9 protein-coding genes and 1 tRNA gene are annotated in these 13,139 nt (G+C 48.9%); 3 read left to right on the top strand and 7 right to left on the bottom strand.

Annotated elements, in window-relative coordinates:
• Positions 1-3: 3 nt before the first annotated feature.
• The 6 genes from trxB to lysS all read right to left on the bottom strand — a co-directional run bounded on the left by trxB (position 4) and on the right by lysS (position 6,879).
• Positions 4-930: a thioredoxin-disulfide reductase gene (trxB, locus tag ABFB09_RS04340; RefSeq protein WP_347000170.1), complete on the bottom strand. Its 927-nt coding sequence runs from the start codon at positions 928-930 to the stop codon at positions 4-6.
• Positions 908-1,933, bottom strand: a complete 1,026-nt coding sequence (plsX, locus tag ABFB09_RS04335; protein WP_347000168.1) for a phosphate acyltransferase PlsX — start codon at positions 1,931-1,933, stop codon at positions 908-910. Before plsX ends, trxB begins: the two co-directional genes overlap by 23 nt.
• A gap of 1 nt (position 1,934) precedes the next feature.
• Positions 1,935-2,780, bottom strand: coding sequence for an acyl-CoA dehydratase activase (locus ABFB09_RS04330; RefSeq protein WP_347000167.1), 846 nt, complete (start codon positions 2,778-2,780; stop codon positions 1,935-1,937).
• A 97-nt stretch (positions 2,781-2,877) separates the two neighbouring features.
• Entirely contained in the window at positions 2,878-4,059 is a 1,182-nt protein-coding gene (locus ABFB09_RS04325; protein WP_347000165.1) for a M20 family metallopeptidase, read from the bottom strand.
• Positions 4,060-4,146: 87 nt separating this feature from the next.
• A complete protein-coding gene (serS, locus tag ABFB09_RS04320) occupies positions 4,147-5,391 on the bottom strand; it encodes a serine--tRNA ligase (protein WP_347000164.1) in 1,245 nt (414 codons plus the stop codon).
• 3 nt (positions 5,392-5,394) lie between these two features.
• Entirely contained in the window at positions 5,395-6,879 is a 1,485-nt protein-coding gene (gene lysS, locus ABFB09_RS04315) for a lysine--tRNA ligase (RefSeq protein ID WP_347000163.1), read from the bottom strand.
• Positions 6,880-7,277: 398 nt separating this feature from the next.
• On the opposite strand from lysS, the gene ABFB09_RS04310 reads away from it, so the two are divergent.
• Entirely contained in the window at positions 7,278-7,946 is a 669-nt protein-coding gene (locus tag ABFB09_RS04310) for a zinc ribbon domain-containing protein (RefSeq protein ID WP_347000162.1), read from the top strand.
• An 18-nt stretch (positions 7,947-7,964) separates the two neighbouring features.
• Positions 7,965-8,040, top strand: a tRNA-Ile gene (locus ABFB09_RS04305).
• A 78-nt stretch (positions 8,041-8,118) separates the two neighbouring features.
• Here ABFB09_RS04305 and mfd read toward each other — a convergent pair.
• Positions 8,119-11,556, bottom strand: a complete 3,438-nt coding sequence (gene mfd / locus ABFB09_RS04300; protein ID WP_347000161.1) for a transcription-repair coupling factor — start codon at positions 11,554-11,556, stop codon at positions 8,119-8,121.
• A gap of 144 nt (positions 11,557-11,700) precedes the next feature.
• Here mfd and hflX point away from each other — a divergent pair, with 144 nt between their 5' ends.
• Complete coding sequence (hflX, locus tag ABFB09_RS04295) at positions 11,701-12,966, top strand: GTPase HflX (RefSeq protein ID WP_347000160.1); 1,266 nt, start codon at positions 11,701-11,703, stop codon at positions 12,964-12,966.
• Positions 12,967-13,139 lie beyond the last annotated feature (173 nt).

Genomic DNA, 13,139 nt, shown 5'->3' with positions numbered 1-13,139 from the left:
GTCCTATTTCTCGGCGATGTATTTTTGGGCGTATATGGCTGCGGTGGCACCATCGCCAGCGGCGGTGACCACCTGGCGAACGGAATTGGCGCGCACGTCGCCTGCGGCATAGATGCCTGGGACATTAGTCTCCATCTTATCATTGGTAACGACAGCCCCGGACGAATCCATCTCCACCAATCCCTTAAGGTAATCTGTATTCGGTACCAAGCCTACGGCGATAAACACACCACCTACCGGGAGGGTAGACTCTTCACCGGTTCTGATGTTTTTGAGCTTCAGGTGTTCAACGGTATCTTCGCCCTCGATAGCTTCGACATCGGTATTCCATATGAATTCTATCTTGGGATCAGACTTGGTTTTTTCCTGTAATACGGGAGTAGCGCGTAAGGTGTCGCGGCGGTGGATGATATACACCTTGCTGGCGAAATGGCTGATGTGGGTGGCCTCATTTAAAGCCCCATTACCTCCGCCGACGACAGCTACCACTTTATCGCGAAAGAACGGCCCGTCACAGGTAGCGCAGAAAGACACACCGCGGCCGGCCAGTTCTTTCTCACCCGGCACACCGAGTTTCCGGCGCTCCGAACCACCGGCGATGATGATCGCAGGGGCGACGTAATCACCGGACGTTGTGGTGACTGTCTTGTTGGCGCCGTCATTAATAATGGCGGTGACGCTGCTCTGGGCATGTTCAACGCCAAATTTGGTTGCCTGCTCGTACATCTTCTGTGTCAGATCATAACCGTTGATCGATTCGGTGAACCCGGGGTAGTTTTCGATCTCCCAGGCCTCGGCCATGCGACCTCCGACGGCACTACCTTCGATGAGTATCGTTTTGAGTTTAGCCCGCGAAGTATAGAGCCCGGCGGTCAATCCTGCTGGACCACCACCGATGATAATGACGTCATATTGTGACGAAGTTGACATTTTCTTTTACCTCCTCAGCAATAAGTTCTGGAATGCGCTGCTCCACGGTCCGCTTTGCGGTGAGAATGGCATTTTTCATAGCCTTGGCGCGGGAACGCCCGTGCGACACTATGATGGTACCCTTGACACCCAATAGGCAGGCGCCTCCATATTCGCGGAAATCCATACCTTTAGCCATATGACTGATACCGACATCGGCCAATAGCGCTCTTCCCCTTAAATGAGAAGCTGCGGAGACAGCTTGGCCGACCTGGCGTATCTTGATTATGGAGTCACCTAAACCCTCGAAAGCCTTGATAAGAATATTGCCGGTAAAGCCGTCGGTGACGATGACGTCGGCGGTGTCCCGCGTCAGGTCATGTCCTTCGACGTTTCCGATAAAATTTATACCCGGCATTTTTTTTAAGAGTTGATGGGTTTCCACTATAAGTTTGTTACCCTTTGTTTCTTCGCTTCCATTGCTCATCAGGCTGATGCGGGGAGTTTCAATCCCCATGACATATTTGGCGTAGATATTGCCCAATCTGGCGAATTCAACAAGGTGTTGGGGCCTGCAGTCGGAATTGGCTCCGGCGTCTAGAAGTAACGAAGGAGCGTGCGGCACCAATTTGATGATGCTTCCAAGGGCTGGCCGTTCGATGCCGTCGATCTTGCCTAAAAGAAGGTAAGCAGCGCAAAGCACCGCTCCGGTGGAACCGGCAGACACAAAAGCATCAGCGTGGCCTTCTTTGACGAGCATGGTGCCGACGGCAATGGATGACTTGGGTTTATTCTTGAGCGCTTCCATTGGATGTTCATGGAAATCTATGTTTTGGGGAGCGTGCACTATGGAAATATTCAATTTTTTCAGATGTTTCCCGGCCTGCACATGCAAGACCGGACGCTTTCCCACCAGGATGATCTCAACCCCTTTGTCCTTGAGTTCCTGGGCGGCTTTGATGGCCCCCTTCACGATCTCATAAGGAGCGTAGTCACCGCCGGAAGCATCAACGGCAATTCGCATATTATCCTCTTCCCTCGTCTTCCCTGAAATCTTGCCGGGTCGTATACCGTGACGAATGCCTATTATTATGCGTCAATTCACGCTGTAAGAGCAAGGCAGCACCTATCGCTCCGGTGAATTCCGGCAATGGAGGTACGATCAGTCGCGAGGCTAGTATCTCCTCAAAAGCCCGGATCATGCCGGCATTTCGAGCTACACCGCCCTGGAAAATGATCGGCGTCTCAATCATACGCGCGCGGCCGGCATCACCAAGAAAATTCCTGACAAGAGCCAGGCATAATCCGTAGATGATATCGTCGAGAGAAGCGCCGGTCTGCTGGTAGTGGATCATGTCGGACTCAGCGAAAACGGTACATCGTCCGGTAACTTTTACAGGTATGCGGCTTTCCAGTGACCGGGCAGCGAAGTCGGAGATTTTCAGCCCTAGTCTTCGGGACTGGTGTTCCAAGAAAGACCCGGTACCGGCGGCGCAGACAGTGTTCATCGCGAAATCCCGGACCAGCCCGTCTTGCAGAATGATAAGCTTGGAGTCCTGTCCACCGATCTCAATAACGGTTTTTACGCCGGGCAAAAAATACGCCGCCGCCATTGATTGACAGGTAATTTCGTTCTTAATAATATCGGCGCCTATGGTTTTGCCGACCAGTTCCCTCGCGCTTCCTGTGACGGCTATACCGGTGATATGACCTGTGACACCTTGTGTTAACTCCGCCAGCACCCGCCGGACTGCCTGCAACGGGTCACCGCCGGTAGGTAGATAAACCGAGGCTAAGACATGTGAATCGGCTGAAAGCACCACAGTTTTAGTGCCGACAGATCCGACATCGACTCCACAAACTAAATTCATATTTACTTGTAATGTCCAATCCGTGAAATGACCTTACAGGTTACGAAAACGTGGAAATATTCCTCGAACCGGATGTTATTGACCACGGGTCTGATCATTAGGGGCTATTCAAGAACTCAGCTTTAACCAGCGGAAGTTTATCTTTATCGACTATAAGATCTGCAACGGTCATCCCGAGCGCCACTGCGGCATTCAGCATACCCTGAAGTCCTGCTTCTGAGGCCGCAGCGGCGGCAAACTCCTTTGTATGCCCGAAAACATCTTTAGGGGCGATGGCGATGAACCCGTGGAGGCTGGGTGTCACTTGGCTGACATTACCCATGTCGGTGCTACCGAAAGACTGACTTTTATCTTCGATTTGGATTTGCAGACCTAAGGACGCAACATTGGCTGTGTAGAGTTCCGCAAGAGTCATGTTATTTTTGAGAGGATGGTAAGCCATTGAGTCCCAGCGGTATTCCAGCTTGGCTCCAGTCGCCTGTGCTCCGGCGCGAAAGCAATTAAGCACCCGCTCCTTGAGTTCTTCCAAGTAATTCAGATCTGTCGCTCTCACCAGGAAATTCCCTGCGGAATGACCGGGCACAACGTTAGCAGCTTTACCACCGTCGGTGATGACACCGTGGACGCGTGCTGAAGACCTGATATGCTGCCGCAGGGAGGCTACTGAGGAATAGGCGATTACCATAGCGTCGAGGGCATTGATGCCTTCTGCCGGATCAGAAGCGGCATGGGATTCCTTACCGAAGTACTCTACATAAAGTGTGACACACGACAAAGCGGTGGTGGTAGCGGTGCTCACTCCCGATTCCGGGTGTACCATCAATGCGGCATCTAATCCGTTGAAAACACCATTCTGGACCATGACGATTTTACCACCGAAGAGTTCCTCAGCAGGGGTACCTATAAACTGTATTTGGCCACCAAAATTGTCGATAATTTGCTTTGATGCTACGGCTGCACCGGCGCTGGCTGTGCCTATGAGGTTGTGGCCGCAGGCATGGCCTACTTCAGGGAGAGCGTCATATTCTCCCACCAAGGCTATAACGGGTTTACCGGTGCCATAAGTCGCCCGAAAAGCTGTCTCCAGATCCGCGATACCCCGTTCGACGGCGAACCCATTTTGCTTCAAGTAATCAATAAGCCATTCAGCAGCTTTCTTCTCTTTAAAGCCGAGTTCCGGTGAAGCGTGTATCTTGAGCGCAAGGTGCCTCAAAACTTCCGATTGGGCTTGAATACTGGATTTGATATCGTTTTTGAAGGAATCAAGATTCGTAATCATGACCTAATTATATCGCATGATAAGCACGGGTGACTAACGAAATCAACGCGAACGCGGGAAAAGTTAAATGATACAGGAGTGTTGCGCTCAACGCGCCTCAATAATATCTACTCCCATGTATTGACGCAATGCGTCAGGTACTATCACAGAACCATCGGCCTGTTGGTAATTCTCAAGAACAGCGATGAGCACCCGAGGCAACGCCAGGCCGGAGCCGTTAAGGGTATGAACGTAGTCGACTTTACCGTCTGAAGACCGGCGGTAGCGGATATTAGCACGACGGGCCTGAAAATCCAGGCAGTTCGAACATGAACTCACTTCCAGCCATTCAGCGATACCAGGTGCCCAGATCTCGATGTCATAGCTCTTGGATGAGGCAAAACCGATGTCAGCGGTGCATAGTTGCTTAATCCGGTAGGGGAGACCAAGAACCCGCGCCACATCCTCCGCATCGTCCAGCAGTTTCTCCAATTCTTCGTTGGATTTTTCTGGTTCGGTAAATTTGTATAGTTCCACTTTGTCGAATTGGTGGCCGCGCTTGATACCTCGGGTGTCTTTACCGGCGCTCATTTTTTCACGGCGGAAACAAGCGGTGTACGCACAATAGTCAATGGGTAACTGGTCGTTCGTAAGAATCTCGTCACGATGTAGATTGGTCAGTGGTACTTCGGCGGTAGGCACCAGCCACAGGTCATCAACGGCATCGCGGTAGAGATTGTCAGCAAATTTAGGTAGGTTGCCCGAGGCGTAGAGGCACTCTTTTTTTACCATGAACGGAAGATACATCTCCTTATACCCGTGCTTACGGGTATGAAGATCCAGGAAAAGAGAGATGAGCGAGCGCTGTAACCGGGCGCCGTTTTCTTTAAGGACATAGAACCGGGTACCGGACAGGCGAACTCCGCGTTCGAAATCAATCATGCCCAGTTTTTCACCCAATTCCCAGTGAGGTTTAACCTGAAAATCGAATGACTTGAGCTCGCCGCAGTACCTGAGAATAATGTTGTCTTCTTCACTAGTACCAAGAGGCGTGCTCTCTTGCGGGATATTGGGTACCTGAAGCAAATAGTCCTGTAGTTGTTCATCCAGTGTTCTTAGTGTATCTTCGGCCGTGTTGATCTGATCTCGTAGAGCCCGGCCGGCTTCAGGGTCAGACTGACGAGTTTTAGCTTGTTCTTTACGCTGGCGCCGAAGCTCATCTAAATCCTGGGTGATGTCGCGGCGTAAACGGTCAGTCTCTAAAATATCATCGATCGGTGCCTGGGACTGGCGACTGGCCATGGCACGGTGAACCAGATCAGGGTTGTCACGGATAAGTCTTAAGTCAATCATCGATTACTCCTTCTCCTTGAGTGTCGGGAAGAGAATGACCTCACGGATCGAATGATTACCTGTCAGTAGCATGATAAGACGATCAATGCCGACGCCAAGACCGCCGGTCGGCGGCATACCATATTCCAAGGCAGTGAGGAAATCTTCGTCAATAGTCTCGGTGTCATCAACCTGTGGAGCGCAGTTGGTGTTTTTCAACTGCGTGGCAAACCTGCGTTCTTGTTCCATCGGATCATTGAGTTCTGAAAAAGCATTAGCGATCTCCATGCCGCCGGCAAAGGCTTCAAAACGTTCGACGATGCGTGGTTCATCAGGACGCATTTTAGCTAAAGGAGACATTTCAATTGGGTAGTCGACCAAAAAACAAGGCTGATCAAAGCTCGGTTCGACATAGGTTGATAAGAGTTCGTCGAGGAGTTTACCCTTGTCTTTCTTGGGGTCAATGTCCATTCCAATCATCCTCATTTTTTGTCGTAACGAATCGATATCGGCGTATGCCAAGAAATCGATACCTGATTTTTCAAAAAGGATACTGCGGAAATCTATACGTGGCCATGGCGGCGTGAAATCGAGCGTTCGATCACCGTGTGTGACTTTGAAAGTCCCCGTAAGTTCATTGACGATGCCGGATACCATCTCTTCAACAAGAACCATGATATCACGGTAATCGGCATACGCTTTATAACACTCCAACATCGTAAATTCCGGGTTATGTTTGTGAGAGATACCTTCGTTGCGAAAGATACGCCCGATCTCATACACGCCATCAAATCCACCGACGATGAGTCGTTTTAAGTGGAGTTCCAACGCAATGCGCAAATACATATCCTGCTGCAGAGCATTGTGATGAGTGATAAAAGGCCGTGCGGCTGCACCGCACGCGAGAGATTGAAGCACCGGCGTTTCAACTTCCAGAAAGTCATGCGTATCGAGATAACGGCGGATACCGGAAATAATACGGGATCGAGTACGGAAAGTATCCTTCACTTCCGGGTTGGCAATGAGATCGATGTATCGCTGTCGATGTCTTATTTCGGTATCCTGGAGCCCATGCCACTTTTCTGGCAGTGGTTGAAGTGATTTTGTCAGCATATGAAGTTGTCGTACGTTGACTGAAGGCTCACCCGCACGGGTCCGCATTAGTCCACCAGTCGCACCAATAAAATCGCCAATATCCAGCGCCTCAAGTATCCCCAAACTGGGTTCATCGAGGTTGGTCTTGCCGCAGAAGAACTGGATTTTTCCACCACCATCGCGGATATCGAGGAAACTTATTTTACCCATATCACGACGAGATATAAGTCTCCCTGCAACAGTTACCTCCGGAAGGCCTGTTCCGGCTACCTCCGATTCTTCGAGAAGTTTTACCGCTTCGATATTAGAATGGCTGCGGTGAAAAGTATTGGGGTAAGCATCAATACCTTGTTCCTTGAGACGACTAAGTTTTTCCAGGCGCTCTCTAGTAATGTTGTCCAGTCGTGATGTCATGGCATTCTTTCTTAAGATATTACGGAGTAATTATAGGCGATGAAGCTATCCATAGCAAAAGCACGGACGACCTCCATCAAACGTGAAAACGAAATGTGCAGGTCGTTAATAAGGTTATGTGGCGGGGCCTTTGAGATAAAGATCAACGATTTCAGTGCCGACGAGCCGGCGGGTTAACTGGAATATTTTCCGATATCGTCGTCGACAAAATGACTGAAAATCGGGTGATATCAACCCGGGCTTTTCTGAGTAACATCCTCCTATATATGGTGGGTGAGGGAGAAGTGTATCGTGTAAGTCAAACCTTCAGCTTCATCGCTCCGCCCGCTGTTGCCGTAAACCCTGTAATAGTGATACAATTTTAACGTTGATTTCTATCAGTGGGGGTTTTTTGTAAGATGCCTATTTATGAGTATATTTGTCCTGAGTGTAGAAAGACGTTTGAATTGCGCCGGTCCTTCAGTGAAAGTGATGCCATTACGCATTGTCCAACATGCAATGTTGAATGTGATCGTATTATTTCTGCCTTTTCGCATGTGACGGCAACACCTGCTGGAAGTTATCTACAATCTCAAGACAAACATGCAGAAAAAATGTGGGAAATTTCCCGCAAGGCTGAAGACAAAAAATTAAAAGATCCAGATCCACTTGCTCGTTGGCGGGAAGAACGTCAAGAAGCGTGTGGAAAAGGTCCTGAGGCGTGGGTAGAATGGGCAAAAGAAGAGGTGGTTAAGAAAGAAAAAGAACAAGACGAACAGCGAATGAAAGAGACTGCGGAAAAAGATTACGCTAATTGGGCGCTTAAATCCACAAGTGTTGATCCCCAGGAGAAAGAGCGCTACTTGGCACAAAAAGAGCTTAATAAGATGGAAGCCGAAAGACAAGCTCGGCAAGATAGATTAAAGTGGAATCCAACAACAGAAGCATGGGAAGAAGACAAGCCGGTATTCGATTATCCGGCGGTGATAAAACCTACCGGAGAAAAGAAAGAAAGCCGGTTTGAGCGTAAGAAGAAAGAAGTATTAGAAGAAGAAGATAATATACCAGAGGATGAACAATACCTCTAACTCTCCGATAACGCCGCCGGGCTCGTAGCTCAGTGGTTAGAGCGGGCGGCTCATAACCGCTTGGTCGCAGGTTCGAAACCTGCCGAGCCCACCACCAGGGTTAAATAACTAAAAGGGGGATTATCCCCCTCTTTTTTGTTTGAAGAAGACGGATTAAGGTTTTCTCAGATATCTATAATCTTCCCAACCACCATATCGTTTCCTCCAATACTTCCCGCCACCGGCTACCAAGTAGTAGATAATCGAACCATATTTTATTTGCCGAAACCCTTACACCTTCCTTTAAAGGTGAAATCTTCCTGATATCAGGGTGAATTCCCGATAAAAAACTCAAAGCTATGAGACCATTCTCTAAGCCGATAGCCTTAATACTCGCCTTTCGCCCCATCATACGCAGGCGGATGATATAAAAGAGATTTTGAACTTCTGTGGGTAATGAACCAAATCGGTCGATTAATTCTTTTTCAAAATCCAAAAGTTCCTCAGTTTCTTGAATGCGGGCTAATCGCTGATACAGATCCAACCTTCGTGCTTGAGAGGCGACATAGGCGTCCGGGATGAAGGCGGTTAGTGGCAACTCGATGGTGGGGGGTGGAATTTTGCTGGATTTCAGAATAGCTGCTTCTTGACCTGATTTCTTAGCCTTAAGATCAATCACAGCCTCAGTAAGTAGTTGGGTATAAAGGGTAAAACCCACCGCGCTGATGTGGCCGCTTTGCCTGGTGCCAAGAAGTGTACCGGCGCCTCTGATCTCAAGGTCTTTCATGGCGATGCTATAGCCAGCTCCGAGTTCCGCCGCTTCGAAGATCGTGCGCAACCTTTTCTCGGCATCACCGGTGAGTCGTTTGCCTTTCTCATAGAGAAAAGAGGCATAAGCCAAATTAGCCCCACGGCCTACGCGACCGCGTAATTGGTACAACTGCGTCAGACCGAAACGATCGGCTTGATTCACGATTAGAGTGTTTGCATTAGGTACATCCAGTCCACTTTCGATAATGGTGGTGCAAACTAAAACATCCACCTCACCGGCGGCAAAACGCGTCATCGCCGCCTCAAGTTCACCCTCCGGCATCTGACCGTGACCGATGATAAAACTGGCCTCAGGTACGAGTTTTTGGAGCCGTTGGGCTATGTAATAGATACTTTGGACACGGTTATGGACAAAGAAAACCTGGCCGCCCCGCTCGCGCTCCCTGAGTATAGCCTCCCGTACCAGGTGATCGTCATACGCAGCGACGAAGGTTTTTATCGGAAGACGCTCCCCAGGGGGTGTTTCGATGACGCTCATGTCCCGTACACCGACCAACGATAGGTGCAAAGTGCGGGGGATAGGTGTTGCGGAGAGGGTAAGTACGTCTACTTCCTGTCGGATGCGTTTGATGAACTCCTTGTGCATGACACCGAAACGTTGTTCCTCATCGACAATTAGAAGTCCCAACTTTTTGAACTTCACATCAGGTTGTATCAATCGATGGGTACCGATGATAATGTCGATGCTGCCTTCTTGGATCGATGATAGGATGACCTTTTGTTCTTTTTCGGTACGGAAACGGCTCAACACTTCTAGTTTTACCGGAAAAGCAGCCAGACGATTACGGAAAGTTGAGAAGTGCTGTTGCGCCAGCACCGTGGTTGGCACCAACACCGCTACTTGTTTTCCATCCATAACAGCTTTGAACGCTGCCCGCAGAGCTACCTCAGTTTTACCATAGCCGACATCGCCCAGAATCAGACGATCCATGGGTTGGTGTTTTTCCATATCCTCTTTGACATCGATGAGTGCTTGAGCTTGGTCCGGGGTCTCTACGTATGGAAATGAGCCTTCCAGTTCCCTTTGCCATAATGTGTCGTGAGAAAATGCGTAACCGGGTACGATCTGACGGGCAGCATAGAGTTCTATGAGTTCCGATGCGGTTTCTTCAGCCGCCTCTTTAGCACGTTCTTTGTAACGAGCCCATTCCTGAGTACCCATGCGGTTTAGAATGGGTGCTTCATCTTCGCCGCCTATGTATCGGCTGATTCGATCAATCTGGTCGGTGGGTACATAGAGACGGTCGTCTGCGGCGTATTCTAGTAAAAGGTATTCCCTCGATGCGCCGCCGACCTGCATTGTCACCGTATCAGCAAAACGCGCTACGCCATGGTCAATATGGACTACATAATCACCGGGCTTAAGCTCTGGAAGTGCCAGGCGATGGGGAGCGGAACGCCGGCGAGATTGACGACGCTCTTTAACGAATCCGAATATTTCGCGATCGGTGTATAAATGCGTTTCACCGCCTAGTACCCAACCTGAACCTAAAAGGCTATGAACTAGCGTGATTGTCCCTTCTTCGGGCGGGGCATCGATAATAGCCGATAGCGAGAAACTTGTGCCCTCCTCAGATAATAGTTCACTCAAACGCTCCGATTGATAACTGGCGATGATGAGCCGTTTTCCTTGATTCTTCAATTCTTTAATTTTATTTAATAAGACGGGTAACCGACCGGCGTAGCTGGCAACCGATGTCAACGGAAGTTCGACCGCATCACCAACTCCGGAACCCCATGAAGATAGTTTGATGCTCTGGAACGGGGAGATCCGATCACTGAGTGTCGTCCAATCGAAGTATGGAACGGGATAACTCGCCGGCAAGTCAGTAGCAATAGTCTTTTCAATCCGGAGACACTCAGCCTCCTCAAGGTAATACTTGGCCTCCCGATCAACAGCGTCAGGTTCGTCGATGAGGATAAGTGTATTTTCGGGCAGATAGTCAAGGAGAGTGCCCTCGTTAACGTAAGGCGCCCAAAAAGAAGCCATTTCCGGACGAGCGCCAAGTCGCATTTTCGCTAGTTCTTCAACAAGTTCCGCACGCAATACGTCGTTGGTGCCCGAAAGATCTAAGGTGGGCAATTGCGCGCAAACAGGCAATAATGTAGCCGGTCCGATGGCTACGTGTTCCCGCGTTTTCAGAGATCGTTGAGAGACGGGGTCAAAGGTGCGGAGACTTTCGATAATATCGCCGAAATATTCCAATCGTAACGGGGTATTTTCAGTCGGTGGAAAAATGTCGACTATACCTCCGCGGCGGGAGTAAGTCCCTGGGTTCTGAACAAGGTGTTCGGAACGGTATCCAAGATCCTCCAGGGTTGACGTTAGGTCAAACATCGGTAGTTCTGCACCGGTAGTGATAGAGACCCAATTGTCATTGAAACTTTTAGATACCGGTAGCTTTTGAAGTAGAGCGTCTACGGCGATGACCGTTATCACCGGGCGTTTTACCGGCCATCCCGCGATGGTTGCTAATGCACGGATAGTTTCCAGTTCAGTGATTCGATCAACTGCGGCTCTTTGATACGGCAAAAGCTCCGGTTGCGGGTAGGGCAGTACCTGCTCCTCATTTAACCATAACGTTAATTGTTCTGAAAGATCTTTAGCCTTTTCTGCTTTGGATGTGATGACCAGGACGGGGCGCTTTAACTCATTGAATAGACAACTCAAAAAGTATGGTCGGGCCGCTTCGATAATTGAGATGCGACTTAATGGGGCACTAGATTTGAAATTCGTTAACCATTCCCGGTATATCGAGTCCTGTTGTAATAACGGCAATAATCCGTGCAAAGCTGTCATGTATTCTCCAAAACCATAAAGGCCCAAAAAATTTCTAAACCTTGGTAATATTTTACAATACGAATTGATAGGTGTCTAAGAGTATTCTCTAGTAGCCGCACAGTCGCTGAAAATTGGAAAATGAAAATACATAATATATAGTTTTTGCTTAATAGTTCAGATCGCTATAATGAAGAGATTAATTGCAGGAGCGCCAAAATCACCAGATCTTTAATCGAAATCGCAAAGAAACCTGAACGGGTCATATTAGTAGCTGTCGACATGGAGAATGTCCGAAAAAACACTGGTTGGTCTACGCTGGATTCCCTGGATGAGCTGGAACAACTGGTTAAGACAGCCGGTGGTGTCGTGGTCGGATGTTTACAACAGCGCATGGCGCATCCTCAGAAAACGTCTTACATCGGCAAGGGTAAACTGGAAGAATTGATCGCTCTCAAAGACGATTGTGGTTTTGATACAGCCGTCTTTGATGATGAATTGACTCCATTACAGCAAAAGACTTTGGAAGATGCTCTTAAAGTTAAAATTCTTGACCGCGTGGCGCTTATCCTGGATATCTTCGCTCGTCATGCCCAAACTCGCGAAGGAAAATTACAGGTAGAGTTGGCACAACACCAATATATCCTACCGAGATTAGCCGGGCAATGGAGTCATTTGGAAAGATTAGGCGGAGGCATCGGCACTCGAGGTCCTGGTGAATCGCAACTGGAGACCGATCGCCGGCTTTTGCAAAGGAAGATAGTTGCGTTAAAGGAAAAACTGGCCGATGTCAGCAGGCAACGTCATCTTTACCGCGACCGGCGCAAGCGCGAAGGTATTCCGGTCATAGCACTTGTTGGATATACGAACAGCGGTAAAAGCAGCCTTCTGAAAGCTCTTACGAAAGCTGAAGTTTTAGTCGAGGACAAACTCTTTGCCACACTGGATCCGACGACTCGGCGTCTGTCACTGCAAGATAATCGTCAAGTGCTTATTACTGACACCGTGGGGTTTATCAAAAAACTGCCGCCGGCGATAGTCAACGCCTTTCATGCAACACTGGAAGAACTGGCCGAGGCGTCAATGCTAATTCATGTGATTGACATAAACTCACCGAATGCTGTGGAGCAATGTCAAACGGTTGAAAATATTTTGAGGGATCTAAATATTGCCGACAAGCCGAGAATCACGGTCTATAACAAGATAGACTTATTATCAAACATATCTCCGGAATGGGATGAATCGACCGTATTAAACCATCTGGTTGATCACATAGAATGTCGACCCGAGAATACAGTGTTGACGTCAGCTACCCGGCGTTGGGGGTTGCGTAATTTGGTACAGACCATCTCAAAATTGCTGCCGGCTACATCAACCGAAAATAGGGGCCATTTCCCGAATGAACTTTCCCAATGGCCAGTGATTAAATGATCAACTGAGCTTTATCATTTCGGAACTGCGCCATTGATTCAATTCACGGTTTAAGGTGTCCGCCCGAAGCATAAATATTCCCAAAAATACTTTGAGGATAATCCAAAGGCCATTAGAGGGTGGTCAAGGTCAAAAGTACTCCATGTAGACAGGTTCGCACTATATATGTTATG

It is taken from the genome of Dehalogenimonas sp. THU2, assembly GCF_039749495.1.
Taxonomy (GTDB): domain Bacteria; phylum Chloroflexota; class Dehalococcoidia; order Dehalococcoidales; family Dehalococcoidaceae; genus Dehalogenimonas.
This window is presented reverse-complemented; position numbering and strand designations above follow the sequence as displayed.